We start from the raw sequence: 15,146 nt of genomic DNA, 5'->3' as shown, positions 1-15,146 counted from the left end.
GGCCTAGACGGAAACTTCCCAGAAGATCGGAAAGCTGGACCGGATCAGCCCCTTCATCCGGTCGCGGTATCCGGCGGGGCGTGAGAACTGGCCCCACATCAGGCTCGGCACCAGCTCGTAGGCGATGCGCTGGATGTCGTCCGCGACGCGCCGGCGCTCCTCCGGCGTGCCGGTCGCGGCGAATTGCTGCAGCAGGGGCGGGATGCGGTTGTCGCAGCTCCAACCGGGATAGTCGGCGCAGGTGCTGGCAATGTAGAAGTGGTTCAGCGGCGACACCATGTCGACGCCGTTGGAATACACCGGAAACAGGCTCCAGCCTTCCTTGTTGCCGCGCCGGGCCAGCACCGTGCCCCAGTCCATGACCTGCTCGTCGACGTTGAAGCCCGCTTCCTTCATGCTTTGTGCCAGAACATTGGCCGCGGTCTGCGAGATCGAGCCGGACACTTCCAGGAACACGATCGGCTCGCCCTTATAGGCGGTGCGCTTCAGCATCTCCCGCGCGGCGGCAACATCGTATCGCGCCGGCTCGCTGCCCGCCCGGCTTTCCAGCGGCGCGTCACACATCCAGAAGGACGGGCAATCCGCTCGTGCAAAGCGGGCGGGGATGCCGATCGCCTGCAGGATCGCCGCCTGATCGACAAGATGCCACATCACCTGCCGGATGGCGGGGTCGGCAAAGGGTCCGCTCGCGTGGTTCAGCCGGAAATTGCCCTGGAACATGTGGATGCCGGTCAGCCCCATCAGCTCGACGCCGCGCGCCTTCTCCAGCGAGGCCAGGTGATCGAAGCCGAGATATTGCACGTAATCGACTTCGCCCGCCGTCAGCGCGTTGGCCGAGGTGGCGTCGTCGCTGATGACCCGCAGCACGGCACGGTCGATCTTCACGCGCTTGCCGCCGGCGAGGAAGTCCGGCGCCTCGTCGCGCGGCACATAGTCCGGATTGCGGTCCAGCGTCATGCTGGCCCCGGCACGCCACAGATCAGGCCGGAACTTGAACGGTCCAGAGCCGATGATCTCGGTGATGCGCGCGCTGCCGGCAGCCTCCACGATGCGCGCGGGCATCATGAAAGGCACCGGCGCATTGGGCTTGCCCAGCACGTCGAGCAGCAGCGGAAAGGGCTGCTTCAGGGTCAGCGTGAAGCCGGTCGGATCGCCGGCCTCCAGCGACGCCAGCGAAGCCTGCAGCATCCGCCCCAGCGGGTCCCGGGGCATCCAGCGCCGGAGCGAGGCAACGCAATCTGCCGCCGTGACCGGCGCACCGTCATGAAAGCGCAGGCCGTCCCGCAAGGTAAAGCGCCATTGCAGCCCATCGGCCGAAACGGAATGCTCACGCACCATCTGCGGCCGGATGGCGCCATTCTCGGCCATGGCGAACAGCGTGTCCCAGACGAAGTACCCGAAGGTGCGGGTGATGGCCGCCGTGGTCGCGTGCGGGTCGAGGATGACCACCTCGGATTCGAGGACGAGGTTCAGCGTGCCCGCAGCCTGTGCGGCGCGGGGCAGCAGGGGAAGGCCAGCCGCGGCAAAGCCGGCAGCGGCGGCGCCGGCGCGAAGAACGGCACGCCGCCCGGATGGGTGCGTCAGCATGGAGATCTCCTTCGGGCAAGGGGCGGCCTGGCCGGGGCGCGGCCACCGCGGGGTGCGGTCGGAATGGTCCTGGAGGCGAAGAACATCGAGCGGCTCCCTGGACACCGAGAGGTTTGATATATCAAATATCGTTACCCCGCGCTCGGCAAGGGGGATCAACAGGGCAGCACCGGCCCGGGAGACACGCCGCATGACGCAGCCCGACCTGCTTTTCCTGGCCGCCCGGGACGCGGCGGAGCTTATCCGCCGCAAGGCGCTGTCGCCGGTCGAGTATGTGGCGGCCGTGCTGGCGGCGGCCGAGGCCGCGCAGCCGCGCCTCAATGCCTTTGTCACCCTGATGCCGGACGAGGCCCGGCAGGCCGCCCTGGCGGCGGAGGCCGCGGTGGTGCGGGGGGAGCCGCTTGGTCCGCTGCATGGCATCCCCGTCAGCATCAAGGATCAGCTGGACGTAGAGGGCTTCCCCACCACACAAGGATCGGCGATCTTCGCGGATCACACGGCGAACCGGGATGACACGCTGGTCACCCGGCTGCGCGAGGCCGGCGCCATCATCTTCGGCAAGACACGGCTGCCGGAATTTGGCCACAAGGCACTGACCGACGGCCCTTCCTTTGGCGCCACGCCCAACCCATGGGATGCGTCCCGCACAACCGGAGGGTCGAGCGGCGGCGCGGCTTCGGCCGTGGCATCTGGCCTCGGGCCCATCGCGCTTGGCACCGATGGGGCGGGCTCCATCCGCATTCCCGCCGCCTGCTGCGGCGTGGTCGGCTTCAAGCCCACGCTGGGGCTGGTGCCGTGGGACAACGCGGCCGATGCCTTTGGCAACTACACCTATGCCGGGCCCATGGCGCGGAGTGTCGGGGACGCGGCGGCGATGCTGGACGTCATGGCCGGGCCGAGCCCGCAGGACCCCTGGAGCCTGGGCGCCGCCGCCCGGCCGCCTTCCGCCGCTCTGGCGCGGGGCGAACTGTCAGGGTTGCGGGTCGGCTTCATCGCCCGCGCCGGCAATCCGCGGGTCGAGCGCGCGATGGAGGCGAATGCGCGCGCCTCGGCCGCCGCGCTGGCCGCGCGCGGCGCGTCCGTGGAGGAAGCGCCGGCGATCGACTGGGGCGAGTTCCCCGGCCGCATCGTCTACCAAGCCAATTATGCCGTCGCCATGGCCCGGCACCTGCCGCAGTGGCGCGGCGCCATGGATCCGTCGCTGCTTGCCTTCATGGAGCGTGGCGCCGGGTTCAGCCTGACGCAGTTCCGCGAGGCGCAATTCGCGCGCACCGCGCTGTTTCGCGCCGTGCAGGGCCTGATGGAGCGGTTCGATGTGCTGCTGTCGCCCAGCCTGACGCGCACAGCCCTTCCGGTGGATTTTGACGCGGCCCATGACGAGGTCGAGGTGGAGGGCGAGAAGAGCGGCATCACCCGCCAGGGCTGGAGCGCCTATGTCTACCCCTTCAACCTCACGGGCCATCCGGCGCTGACGGTGCCCTCGGGCTTCGCCGGCGACGGGCTGCCGACCGGAGTGCAGATCATCGGGCCATGGGGCGCCGACCGGGACGTGCTGCGGATCGGCGCCCTGCTGGAAGAAGACCGGCCCTGGGGCGCGCACCGTCCCCCCGCTGCCCAGTGCACCTGACGCTCCGGCCCGCCCTTGGCCGGAGGGGGCGGAACCGCTCAGCCGGAATGCCGTTCCCGTGCTTTGCCGCGGCGGTTGACGTGGGGTGCCTGGATGTGGTCTCGGACCGCTCCGCTCCCCATCCAGCCCAAGAGTTCCCATGATCCGCCTCGACTCCATCGGCAAGCAGAATGGCCACCAGCTTCTGTTCATCGAGGCTTCGGCCGCATTGCAGCGCGGCGAAAAGGCGGGGCTGGTCGGCCCGAACGGCGCGGGCAAGAGCACCCTGTTCCGCATGATCACCGGCCGGGAACAGCCCGATGAAGGACAGGTGCTGGTGGATCGCGGCGTCACCATCGGCTTCTTCAACCAGGATGTCGGAGAAATGTCCGGCCGCACCGCCGTGGCGGAGGTGATGGACGGCGCCGGCGACGTCAGCGTGGTGGCGGCGGAGCTGGCGGCGCTGGAAGCCGCCATGGCCGATCCGGCGCAGGCCGACGACCTTGACGGCATTATCGAGCGCTTCGGCGAGGTTCAGGGCCGCTTCGAGGATCTCGGCGGCTACGCGCTGGAGGGCCGCGCGCAGGAGGTGCTGGCGGGGCTTGGCTTCAGCCAGGAGATGATGGGCGGCGATGTCGGCCGGCTGTCGGGCGGCTGGAAGATGCGCGTGGCGCTGGCCCGGATCCTGCTGATGCGCCCCGATGTCATGCTGCTGGACGAGCCGAGCAACCACCTGGACCTGGAAAGCCTGATCTGGCTGGAGGGTTTCCTGAAGGGGTATGACGGCGCACTGCTGATGACCTCGCACGACCGCGCCTTCATGAACCGCATCATCAACAAGGTGGTGGAGATCGATGGCGGGTCGCTGAACTCCTATTCCGGCGACTACGAGTTCTATGAGGCGCAGCGCGCCATGAACGAGCGGCAGCAGCAGGCGCAGTTCGAGCGGCAGCAGGCGATGCTGGCCAAGGAGATCAAGTTCATCGAGCGTTTCAAGGCCCGCGCCTCGCACGCCGCGCAGGTGCAGAGCCGGGTCAAGAAGCTGGACAAGATCGAGCGGGTCGAGCCGCCCAAGCGCCGCCAGACCGTGATGTTCGAGTTCGGCCAGGCGCCGCGCTCGGGCGATGACGTCGCCAACCTGAAAGGCGTGCACAAGCGCTATGGCAGCAAGGTGATCTATGAGGGGCTCGATTTCCTTTTGCGCCGCCGCGAGCGCTGCTGCGTGCTGGGCACCAACGGCGCCGGTAAATCCACCCTGCTGAAGCTGGTCACGGGAACGACGGAGCCGGACCAGGGCTCGGTGTCGCTCGGCGGCAGCGTGAAGATGGGCTACTTCGCCCAGCACGCCATGGAACTGCTGGATGGCGATCGCACCGTGTTCCAGTCGCTGGAGGACGCCTTTCCGCTGGCATCGCAGGGCTCGTTGCGGTCGCTCGCGGGTTGCTTCGGCTTTTCCGGCGACGAGGTGGAGAAGAAGTGCCGCGTCCTGTCGGGCGGCGAGAAGGCGCGGCTGGTGATGGCGCAGATGCTCTACGACCCGCCGAACTTCCTGGTGCTGGACGAACCCACCAACCACCTGGACATGGCAACAAAGGAAATGCTGATCGCGGCGCTGGCGCAGTACGAGGGCACCATGCTCTTCGTGTCGCACGACCGGCACTTCCTGGCCGCCTTGTCCAACCGCGTGCTGGAACTGACGCCGGACGGCATCCACCGCTATGATGGCGGCTACACCGAGTATGTGGCACGCACCGGCCAGGAGGCGCCGGGGCTGCGCGGCTGAGCCGCGCGGCACCGGACCCCTGGGCTCACTGCAGCCGGATGTTGCGGGCGCGGATCACTTCCCGCCATTTCGCGTTCTCGGCGGCGTTGTAGCCGCTCCATTCCTCGGGGCGCATGGTTTCCGGCACGGTGGCCAGGGCGCCCAGGCGCTCGCGCGTGTCGGAAGCCGTGGCGGCGGCCACAAACAACTCGTTCAGGCGGCGCACCACCGGCTCCGGTGTGCCGGCCGGCACCAGCACGGCAATATGCTCGGCCACCACGACATCGAAGCCCTGCTCGCGGAAGGTCGGGATGCCCGGTGCGACGGGGGAGCGATCGGCGCTGCTGATGGCCAGGGCGCGGAGTTCGCCGGACTGGATCAGCGGCAGCACCCCCGAAGCCGCCTGGATGATCATCTGCACCTCGTTGGCCAGGGTTCCCTGCACGGCGGGCGCGCCGGCACGGTAGCCCACATCCGTCATGGTGATGCCGGCGGCGCTGAGAAACAGTTCGGTCGCCAGGTGGGTGGAGGAACCGGTGCCGGAGTTGGCATAAACCATGCGGTTGTCCGGCTGCCGCGCTGCGGCGACCCATTCGGCGAGGCTGCGATGTGGCGAGTTCTTCGGCACGCACAGGATCATCGGCTGGGAAGCGATCAGCCCGACGCCGGTGAAGGCGCGCTCGCTGTCATAGGGCAGGGGCAGCAGGTGCGGCGCCATGGCGTAGGTGGATACCGTGCCGACGAGCACGGTGTAGCCGTCGGGCCGCGCCCGCGCCACGGAGGAGAAGCCGATGGTGCCATTGGCGCCGGCGCGGTTGTCCACCACGAAGCCGCGCCCCGTGTCGCGGCTCAGGCGATCGGCGAGGATGCGGGCCACCGCGTCGGTGGAGCCGCCGGCGGCCCAGGGCACGACCAGGGTGACGTTGCTGGCGGGAAAGGCCGCAGACGAGCCCTGGGCCCGCAGCGCCAGAGGTGCGGACAACAGGCCGAGCGCGGCGGTGCCGAGAACGCGGCGGTGGATCATGGTTCGTTTTCTCCCATCGGCCCCGGACCCCGGCGGCACGACGGGGCAACACCTAAGGTCTGGCCAAGGCGGGCGACAAGCCGTTTTTTGCGGAGCGGCAACGATGCGTGGCTGCCGGAATGCGGGGTGGCCAGCGGCGCCGCGTTCTGGAACAACGCTGCGGTCAGAGCAGGTGAAGCGCTTGTCCCCCACCACCCCGCCCCCGCATCCCCCCGAAGGCCTTCCGCGCGCCCGGTCCCTTGGCCTTGGCTGGGGCGTGCTGCCGCCGGGGCGCGACAACGCCATCACCGATGTGCCGGGGGTGCGCGTCGGGCACCGCACGCTGTGGCGGGGCGAGGCGGTGCGCACCGGCGTCACCGCCATCCTGCCGCATGGCGAGGGAATGTTTCACCGGAAGGTCGCCGCCGCCACCCAGGTGCTCAACGGCTTCGGCAAGAGCGTCGGGCTGATGCAGGTGGAGGAGCTGGGGCAGCTGGAAACTCCCTTGCTGCTGACCAACACCTTCGGTGTCGCCGCTTGCACCGAGGCGCTCATTCGCCACGCCATCCGCGAGGAGCCGCGCATCGGCCGCGAACTGTCCACCGCCAACCCCGTGGTGCTGGAATGCAATGACGGCTACCTGAACGACATCCAGGCCATGGCGGTGACTCCGGACGACGCCGCCGCCGCCCTGGCCTGCGCCACGGAGAACGGCATGGCCTCGGGCGCGGTGGGCGCTGGCACCGGCATGAGCTGCTTCGGCCTGAAGGGCGGCATCGGCACCGCGTCCCGGCGGCTTGCCATCGGCGACATGGCCTTCTGCCTGGGTGCGCTGGTGCTGGCGAATTTCGGCACGCCGGGCGACCTGCGCCTGCCGGACGGGCGCCGGGTGGAGGTGCCCAATGCCGTGGCGGCGGAGCGGGGATCGGTGATCGTGGTGCTGGCCACCGACGTTCCGCTGGAGCACCGGCAGCTGCGCCGTGTCGCGGCGCGGGCCGGCACCGGCATCGCGTGGACCGGCTCCTTCTGGGGGCATGGCAGCGGCGATATCGGCGTGGCCTTTTCCACCGCCGAACACCTGCCGCACGAACCCGCCGCCCCCCTCCTGCCGCGGCATGTGCTGGCGGAAGGCCTCATGGACCTGCTGTTCCGCGCCACGGCCGAGGCCACGGCGGAAGCGGTGATGGACGCCATGCTTGCCGCGGACAGCACCACTGGCTTTCGCGGCCATCGCCGCCTGAGCCTGCGGGAGGTTCTGGCCCGCGGCTGAAACCAGCGGCGCCGCGTCAGAAGGCGTAGCGCACCCGGCAATAGGGCATGCGGTCGGCCAGCAGGTCCTGGAACCGCCGCAGCCAGCGCCCTTTCCAGCCGGTGCGGTAGCGCAGGTTCACGCCGCCGCTCTCCGACCGCTTTTCCTCCTGGATGTCCGGGCGCCACAGCAGTTCCTCCGCCTTCGGATGCCAGGCGAGGTTCACCTCGTGCAAGGCGCTGTTGTGGGTGAGCATGATGATCTCGGCGGCGAGCTGGTCCTTCACGGCGGCGGGCAGCACATCGTCGAGCTCGGCGAACAGCGCGCCCCATTCCGCTTCCCACCCTTCCCGCAGCACCACCGGCGAGAAGTTCAGGTGCACCTCGTAGCCCGCCCGGTGCAGCTCTGGGATGGCGGCGATCCGTTCGGCCACCGGGGATGTGCGGACATCCAGCAGCCGGGCCAGCCCGGCCGGCATCAGGGAGATGCGGATGCGCGTCCGGCCCCGGGGCTCGTAGCCCAGAAGGTCCGGGTTCACCCACTTGGTCGCGAAGCTGCCCTTGGCGTTGGGCAGGGTGCGGAACAGGGCGACCAGGTCGCGCACATTGTCGGAGATGGCGGCGTCCACCGAGAGGTCGCCATTCTCGCCCAGGTCATAGACCCAGTCCTCGGGGTCCACCTGGTTGGGCGTCGCCTTGATGCCCTGGCGCTCCGCATGCCGCGCGGTTGCCGCTAGGAGGGCCTCGATGTTGACGAAGACGCTGACCGGGTTCGCGTGCCCCTTGCGCCGGGCCACGTAACAATAGGCGCAGGCCATGGCACAGCCATTGGAGGAGGAAGGAGCGATAAAATCCGCGCTGCGCCCGTTGGGGCGGAACGCCAGTCCCTTCTTCACGCCCAGCACCAGCGCCTGCTTCTTGGCGGACAGGTAGTCGCCCGGGTCGGCGTCGCGGAGCTCGGGGATGCGCCAGTGGGAGGCCACGGGGATGCGCTCCGCACCGGGAAAGCGGGCGAGGATGTCCCGGCCGCGGGCGTATTCCTCCACGGCCGGTTCCAGGTAGATGCGCGTGATGTCGAGCGGCAGGGTGGCCATCGGTAGCGCATGTGGGGACATCGCCCCTGCTTCACAGGGGTGGGCGGGGTGTCTCCTGACCGTCAACCCAGTCCGGCATCGCCAGCAGCGCCAGCAGACGCGCCGTCGCCAAATGCGCGGGATCGAGCTCCGGTGCCGGCCAGAGCAGGTTGAGCGTGCCGAGGCAGGCGCCGCCGCTCAGGATCGGCAGGTTGACGACGCTGCGCAGCCCGAGGCCCAGGATCACCGCATGATCGGCGAAATGCGCGCGGATGGCGGCCTCGCCCTCACCCTCGAACCGGCGGCCTTCCAACAGCACCTGGCGGCCCCATTCGCTGTCGCGCTTGGGCTTGCGCCCGCCCACCGGATAGTCGGCGGGGTGGGAGCTGAAGATGCGCTGCACCGTCATGGCCTGCCGGTTGAACACCATGGCGGTGCAGAGCAAGGGCCCCGTCAGCGCCTGCGCCAAGCGGTCGGCGGCACGGATGCGCGGCAGCGGCGCATTTTCGCGGGCCGCTGCCTCGAAGGCGTCGGTCAGTTCGGGCATCATGTCAGGCATCGGTACGGTCGATGCCGAGGTCGCGGATGACCTTGTGCCATTTCGCGGTGTCGAGCCGCAGCCGCTCCGCAAAGGCCGCCGGGGTCTCGTTCACCACCTCGACGCCGATGGAGGCCATCTTCCCCTTCACGTCGGGCAGCATCAGCGCCTTGTTCATCTCGGCGTTGAGCCGGTCGGTCAGCGCGGCGGGCATGCCTTTCGGGCCCAGCGCGCCGTACCACACCGCCATCTCGTAGCCGGGCAGGGTTTCGCCCACCGTCGGCACCTCGGGCAGCAAGGCGGAACGCTTCTCCTCCGTCACCGCCAGCAGCTTCAGACGACCATTGCGCACATGCTCCAGCGTCTGGGTTCCCGCAGAGAAGAAGAGCTGACACTGGCCGGCAACCGTGTCCATCGTCGCCGGAGCACCGCCGCGGTAAGGCACGTGCACCATGTCGAGCCCCGCCATCTGTGCGAACATCGCCGCCGAGAGATGGTTGGTGGAGCCCGACCCGGCCGAAGCATAGGCCAGCTTGCCCGGGTTCGCCTTGGCGTAGGCGATGAATTCCGGGACGGTGTTCGCCGGCACCGAGGGATGCACCACCATGGTGTTCAGGACATAGGCGAGCAGTGCGACGGGGGTGAAATCCTCGGCGCCGTTGAAGGGCATGTTGTTGAACAGCGCATCGTTCATCGCATGCGTGCTCATGGAGCCGACCAGCAGCGTCTGCCCGTCCGGCGCCGAGCGCGCCACATGGGCCGAGCCGATGTTGCCCGACGCGCCGGAACGGTTTTCCACCACAAAGGGCTGACCGAAAGCCAGGCGCAGCGGCTCCGCCAGCACGCGCGCCAGGATGTCGGTGGAACCGCCTGGGGCCCAGGGCACGATCACGTTGACGGGCCGGCTGGGATAGCTCCCCTGTGCCCGGGCCGCGCGGGTCAGGGCGAGAATGGCCGGCGCGGCCATGAGGGACAGGGCGGCGCGGCGCGACGGGTGGAATCGGGTCATGATGCTGTGGTCCTGCGAGGCGGGGCCGGCCCGGAGGCCGTGTCCCCCGGAACGGCGCCCGTCGGTGATGCGCCCGTGTCGGCGTTCCGGTCCGCAGGTTGGCTCCGCGGTTCCGGGGTGTCGTCCCATCCGGCGCCCTCGCTCTGGATGGCAAGGGAGACCGAGCGGAGATGAACCCGCATGGCGCGCTGCGCGGCCGTGGCGTCGCGCGCGGCGATGGCGGCGGCAACAGCCTGGTGCTGCAGTGCCGAGGCCTGGCGCAGCGGCGCCGTGGTGATGGCATGGCGCAGCCTGCCCCAGTCGGTGAGCGACCGGCCGGCCTCGACCTCCTCGAAGGCGGCAAGCAACAGCGGGTTGTGACAGGCACGCGCGATGCCGCGGTGAAAGGCGCCGTCCCAGGCACCCCAGCTGCGCGGGTCCCGCGTTTCGGCGCCGCGGCGGGCCGCGCGGGCGATGGCGTCCATGTCGGCAGCCGTGCCCTTGATGGCGGCCAGCGCGGCCAGCGCCGGCTCCAGGGTGAGGCGCGCCTCCATCACTGCGAGCGGGTGGCTGCCGCGGGGATTGACGGTGCGGGCGCGGAGTTCCGGCCGGGCGGAATGGGCGGCGGGCCTGGGACCAATGAAGGTGCCCTGGCCGACGCCTCGCCAGAGGCGGCCGCGCAGTTCCATTTCGCCCAGTGCCTCGCGCAGGGCGCGGCGACTGACGCCAAGGAGTGCGGTCAACTGGCGTTCGGGCAGCAGCCGGTCGCCGGGTAGCAGCCCAGCCTGTTGCAGGTGGGCTTCGAGCCGGTCGGCCGCGAGACGGGCGGACATGGGACCTTTGCTAGATGAGGCCGGCACTCGACGCAAGGCATTAGCGCTTTTCTGCCCGCACCGGGAAGCCTAGAAGCGGAGCATTGCGCCGTTTGGCGCATTGCAAACGGAACCAATGTAGATTGGTTCCAGAAGAAGGAACCTCGCATGTTCACCACACGCCCCGAGATCCGCGGCACCTTCGGCGCGGTGGCCACCACGCACTGGCTGGCCAGTGCGGTGGGCATGTCGGTGCTGGAGCGCGGCGGCAACGCCTTCGACGCTGCTGCCGCCGCCGGCTTCGTGCTGCAGATCGTGGAGCCGCACCTGAACGGCCCGGGCGGCGAGGTGCCCATCATCCTGAAGCGCCACGACGCGGCGGAACCCGAGGTGATTTGCGGGCAGGGCCCGTTTCCCCTGGCGGCCACGGCGGCGCGCTTCGCGGCGCTCGGCCTGCGGCAGGTGCCGGGCACGGGGCTGCTGCCCTCGGTTGTGCCGGGTGCCTTCGATGCCTGGATGCTGTTGCTGCGCGACCACGGCAGCTGGAGCCCCCGCGCCGTGCTGGAAGCGGCGATCGGCTATGCCGAGGACGGATTCCCGGTGCTGCCGCGCGTTGCGGCCTCCATCCTGCCGGCGCGCGAGTTCTTTCCGGCGGAGTGGCCCTCCTCGGCGGAGGTGTGGATGCCGGGCGGCGAGGTACCGCGTCCGCGCGCCCGGTTCCGCACCCCTGGCATCGCCACGACCTATCGCCGCATCCTGGCCGAGGCGGAAAGCGCCGGCGCCGACCGCGAGCGGCAGATCGAGGCGGCGCGCGATGCCTTCTACCGCGGCTTCGTGGCCGAGGCAGTGGACCGCTTCTACAGCACGGCCGAGCTGATGGATTCCAGCGGCCGACGTCATGGCGGGCTGCTGCGGGCCGATGATTTCGCGCGCTACCGGGCGCGGGCGGAGCGCACCGTGTCGCGCGACTACGCGGGCGTCACGGTGCACAAGACCGGCCCCTGGGGCCAGGGCCCGGCGCTGCTGCAAACCCTGGGGCTGCTGGAGGGCTTCGACATCGCCGGCATGGACCCGGCAGGGGAGCGCTTCGTGCACACGGTGGTGGAATGCATGAAGCTTTCCTACGCCGACCGCGAGGTGTTCTACGGCGATCCGGACGCCTCGGACATTCCCCTCGAAACGCTGCTGTCTCGCGACTATGCCAGCCGCCGCCGCGCGCTGGTGGGAGAGGGCGCCGCGCTCGACCTGACGCCCGGCGACCTGCCCGGCGCCGCCGATGCCATGCGGCGTGTCCTGGCCATGGCGGGCGCCGAGACGCCGGTGGGCCTCGGCGCCGGCGAGCCCACCTTCGCGCCGCTGCCGGTGGAATGGGGGGACACGGTGCATCTCGACGTGGTGGACCGCTGGGGCAACATGATCTCCGCAACACCCTCGGGCGGATGGCTGCAATCCTCGCCCGCCGTGCCGGGCCTCGGCTTCGCCATCTCCACACGCGGCCAGATGGGATGGCTGGATGCCGGCCTGCCCAGCGACCTGCGTCCGGGCACGCGGCCCCGCACCACCCTGACCCCGACCCTGGTGACGCGCGACGGCGAGGGCTACCTGGCCATGGGCACTCCCGGCGGCGACCAGCAGGACCAGTGGACGCTTGCGGTGCTGCTGCGGCGCCTGCACCACGGGCTGGATCTGCAGGCGGCCATCGATCTGCCGCTGTTCACCAGCAAGCACTTCCCGCAATCCTTCTATCCCCGCAGCTTCGAGCCCGGGCGACTGCTGGTGGAGGATCGCTTCGGCGCCGAGGCCATTGCCGCGCTGGAGCGGCGCGGCCACCGGGTGACGGTGGAGGCGCCCTGGTCGCTCGGAAGGGTTTGCGCCGTGGGGCGGGAGGACGGCTTCCTGATCGCCGCTGCGACGCCCCGCCTGATGCAGGCCTACGCCATCGGCCGCTGAACCGGCGCCGCGCCCGCCCCCCGGCTGCGGCAGCCTTGCGGCAAGGCCGGTTGGGGTGGGCTTCGTGATCCCGGCGTGGTGCCGGAGATGCGGCGGATGGATGCGGCGGCGGCCGCGCCTCGTGCCGTCCTGTTGCGGCTGCTGCCTCTTCCGAACTCGGGGCGCTTGCTCGGCCGCAGGGCGCTGGCCTGCCGTGCCGCTCAGACCCCGGCGTCAGGCCGCGCCGCCGGCCCGGCGCGGAGCGCCCGAAACGGTCAGGGCCGCAACGGCCGCGATCAGGGGAATAAAGGACATCCAGAGCACGGTGTCCCAGCCATAGGCCGTCAGCAGCCCGCCCGACAGGAACGAGCCCAGGGCCATGGTGCCGAACACCGCGAAGTCGTTGAAGGATTGCACCCGCGCACGTTCTTCCGGCCGATGGCATTCCAGCACCATGGCCGAGGCGCCAACAAAGCCAAAATTCCAGCCCAGGCCCAGCAGGATCAGCGTGACCCAGAAATGCGCGACCGCCACCCCTGTCAGCCCGATGGCGGCGGAAGCGGCGGTGAGGGCGAGGCCGGCCATCACCACCCGCGGCGCGCCGAAGCGGGTGATCAGGCGGCCGGTGAAGAAGCTGGGGCCGTACATGGCGATCACATGCCATTGCAGGCCGAGATTGGCCGCTTCCTGCGAAAGGCCGCACATGCGCATGGCCAGCGGCGCCGCTGTCATCAGGAAGTTCATCAGCAGATAGGAGACGACGCCGCAAACCACGGCGGTGATGAAGCGCGGTTGACGGGCAATCACGCCAAGCGGGCGGCCGCGCCCGGTCTCCGCCCGCGGCGGTACGGGCAGGCGGACGCCGAGCAGGATCACGGCGGAGATGGCGGCCACCGCGGCCTGTGCCACGAAGGTGGCGGCGAAAACATGCGGCAGCCACATGTCCATGGTGAAGGTGACGAGCTGCGGCCCGATTACGCCAGCGAATACGCCGCCGGCCATCACGGCCGATAGTGCCCTCGGGCGGCGCTCGGGCGGCGCGCAATCGGCGGCGGCGAAGCGGAATGACAGCACGACGGCCGCATAGGCCCCGCCGAAAAAGGTCGCCGCGCAGAAGAGCCAGAAGGAGCCGAGCACCACTGCCAGCGCCGCCAGCAGGCCGGCGAGCATCCCGCACCCCGTGCCGGCCAGGAAGGCGGCGCGGCGGCCATGACGCTGCGCGATGGCCCCGGCGGGCAGGGTGCAGGCCGCCATTCCCACCACGAAGATGGAGATGGGCAGGGTCGCCAGCGATCGGTCGGGGGCCAGCGTGTTGCCGATAATGGCGCCGGTCGCATAGACAATGGTCGCGTTGGCGCCGGCGAAGGCCTGGGCTACCGCCAGCCGCAACACATTACCCTTTTCGTGCCGGTAGGGATCGGCCGGCTCTGCCCGGTCTGCGGTGGTGGCGTGTGGCATGACGTTCCTCAGGCGGTGGGCGGAGCAGGCCCTCGCGGGTTGCGCGGCGACAGGTCCGCCTCCAGGCCTGAACGCAACGGTATCGCATCGTGCCGTGGCTTACTTTCGATGGGATGCCAAATCGTGTAGAACAACGGACAAACAGGGGGCACGACCATGATCTGGCAGGCCATCGCGGCGCCGGCCGATGCAGCACCCCCTGCGCCGGTGACGATCCGGGCCCAGTCGATCCCGCCGCGCCACTTCTTTCCCGACCACACGCATCGCTGGCACCAGGTGGTTTATGCGGTGTCGGGCGCGCTGACGGTGGTGGTGGAAGGCCGCTCCTTCGTGATCTCGCCCGAGCAGGCGGTGTGGCTGCCATCCGGTCTGCTGCACCGGGTTGGCTCGCTTCTGGGCGCGGAATTCCGCAGCCTCTGGATTGCCCGGGCGGCAGAGGCGGGGCTTCCGGACAGCCCCACCGTGTTCAGCGTGCCGCCCCTGCTGCAGGCGCTGATCGTGGAGGCGGCGGAGCTGGAAGGACAGAAGGACCGGGATGGCTATACGGGTCGCGTTCAGGCCTTGATCCTGGACCAGCTCCGCCGCGCGAGGCCGCTGCCCGGCGCGCTGCCCTGGGCACGCCATGCGCCCCTCGCCGCGCTCTGCGAGGCGCTTTACGCCGATCCCGCCGACCCACGCGGACCGGAGGAATGGGGCCGCGCCTTCGGCATGTCGGGGCGCACCCTGTCCCGCCGCTTCGAGGCGGAGCTGGGCATGAGCCTGCGCTCGTGGCGGCGGCGCCTGCGACTGTTCAAGGCGGTTGAACTGCTGGGCGGCGGGCTGGACGTGACGCGTACGGCGATGCAGCTCGGCTATGCTTCCAGCTCCGCCTTTATCTACGCGTTTCGCAGTGCCATGGGGTGCAGCCCGCGGAGCTTCCAGCGTGCCAGCGGCGCCCACCGGGGCGTGCCGGCGGATCGCTGACAGGGGAAGCGCCGCAGGTGCATGTGCCAGGCCGGAAGTCTGGCTCCAGGCCGGCAATCCATCGGCCACGCCGCACCAGAGGGGCTCTTTCCCATACCGCGAAAGGCGGAGCCGGCGGGACCTCGCCATGCCTCATGGCCTTGCCGGAACCTCTGCGGCAGGAGCCGCCGGTCCCATGC

At 70.0% G+C, this 15,146-nt stretch carries 12 protein-coding genes; 5 read left to right on the top strand and 7 right to left on the bottom strand.

The window, feature by feature from the left end:
- Positions 1-3: 3 nt before the first annotated feature.
- Positions 4-1,587 carry an ABC transporter substrate-binding protein gene (locus ACFOD4_RS20405; RefSeq protein ID WP_379599463.1) on the bottom strand — a complete coding sequence of 528 codons (1,584 nt, stop codon included), beginning with the start codon at positions 1,585-1,587 and terminating at the stop codon, positions 4-6.
- A 190-nt stretch (positions 1,588-1,777) separates the two neighbouring features.
- Between ACFOD4_RS20405 and ACFOD4_RS20400 the strand changes: the two genes are divergently transcribed.
- On the top strand, positions 1,778-3,214 hold the full coding sequence (locus ACFOD4_RS20400) for an amidase (RefSeq protein ID WP_379599462.1): 1,437 nt from the start codon (positions 1,778-1,780) through the stop codon (positions 3,212-3,214).
- A gap of 139 nt (positions 3,215-3,353) precedes the next feature.
- A complete protein-coding gene (locus ACFOD4_RS20395; protein WP_379599461.1) occupies positions 3,354-4,976 on the top strand; it encodes an ABC-F family ATP-binding cassette domain-containing protein in 1,623 nt (540 codons plus the stop codon).
- Positions 4,977-5,001: 25 nt separating this feature from the next.
- Here the strand turns inward: ACFOD4_RS20395 and ACFOD4_RS20390 are convergent, their stop codons facing one another.
- On the bottom strand, positions 5,002-5,979 hold the full coding sequence (locus ACFOD4_RS20390) for a Bug family tripartite tricarboxylate transporter substrate binding protein (protein ID WP_379599459.1): 978 nt from the start codon (positions 5,977-5,979) through the stop codon (positions 5,002-5,004).
- Positions 5,980-6,160: 181 nt separating this feature from the next.
- Here ACFOD4_RS20390 and ACFOD4_RS20385 point away from each other — a divergent pair, with 181 nt between their 5' ends.
- On the top strand, positions 6,161-7,228 hold the full coding sequence (locus tag ACFOD4_RS20385) for a P1 family peptidase (RefSeq protein ID WP_379599457.1): 1,068 nt from the start codon (positions 6,161-6,163) through the stop codon (positions 7,226-7,228).
- A gap of 16 nt (positions 7,229-7,244) precedes the next feature.
- Here the strand turns inward: ACFOD4_RS20385 and ACFOD4_RS20380 are convergent, their stop codons facing one another.
- Genes ACFOD4_RS20380 through ACFOD4_RS20365 form a run of 4 tightly spaced genes read right to left on the bottom strand, consistent with a single transcriptional unit; the run spans position 7,245 to position 10,638 of the window.
- Positions 7,245-8,321, bottom strand: coding sequence for a spore photoproduct lyase family protein (locus tag ACFOD4_RS20380; RefSeq protein WP_379599456.1), 1,077 nt, complete (start codon positions 8,319-8,321; stop codon positions 7,245-7,247).
- A 10-nt stretch (positions 8,322-8,331) separates the two neighbouring features.
- The gene (locus ACFOD4_RS20375; protein WP_379599455.1) at positions 8,332-8,838 is read right to left on the bottom strand and encodes a GAF domain-containing protein; all 507 of its coding nucleotides are present in this window, start codon (positions 8,836-8,838) and stop codon (positions 8,332-8,334) included.
- A complete protein-coding gene (locus tag ACFOD4_RS20370) occupies positions 8,831-9,826 on the bottom strand; it encodes a Bug family tripartite tricarboxylate transporter substrate binding protein (protein WP_379599454.1) in 996 nt (331 codons plus the stop codon). The genes ACFOD4_RS20375 and ACFOD4_RS20370 overlap by 8 nt, the downstream gene beginning before the upstream one ends.
- Positions 9,823-10,638: a FadR/GntR family transcriptional regulator gene (locus ACFOD4_RS20365; protein ID WP_379599453.1), complete on the bottom strand. Its 816-nt coding sequence runs from the start codon at positions 10,636-10,638 to the stop codon at positions 9,823-9,825. Before ACFOD4_RS20365 ends, ACFOD4_RS20370 begins: the two co-directional genes overlap by 4 nt.
- Positions 10,639-10,785: 147 nt before the next feature.
- Between ACFOD4_RS20365 and ACFOD4_RS20360 the strand changes: the two genes are divergently transcribed.
- Entirely contained in the window at positions 10,786-12,567 is a 1,782-nt protein-coding gene (locus ACFOD4_RS20360) for a gamma-glutamyltransferase family protein (protein ID WP_379599452.1), read from the top strand.
- A gap of 213 nt (positions 12,568-12,780) precedes the next feature.
- Here ACFOD4_RS20360 and ACFOD4_RS20355 read toward each other — a convergent pair whose 3' ends face one another.
- Complete coding sequence (locus ACFOD4_RS20355; RefSeq protein ID WP_379599451.1) at positions 12,781-14,004, bottom strand: MFS transporter; 1,224 nt, start codon at positions 14,002-14,004, stop codon at positions 12,781-12,783.
- A gap of 156 nt (positions 14,005-14,160) precedes the next feature.
- Here ACFOD4_RS20355 and ACFOD4_RS20350 point away from each other — a divergent pair, with 156 nt between their 5' ends.
- Positions 14,161-14,967, top strand: coding sequence for a helix-turn-helix domain-containing protein (locus ACFOD4_RS20350; RefSeq protein ID WP_379599449.1), 807 nt, complete (start codon positions 14,161-14,163; stop codon positions 14,965-14,967).
- Positions 14,968-15,146: the final 179 nt, after the last annotated feature.

It is taken from the genome of Teichococcus globiformis, assembly GCF_042646265.1.
Classification (GTDB): domain Bacteria; phylum Pseudomonadota; class Alphaproteobacteria; order Acetobacterales; family Acetobacteraceae; genus Pseudoroseomonas; species Pseudoroseomonas globiformis.
This window is presented reverse-complemented; position numbering and strand designations above follow the sequence as displayed.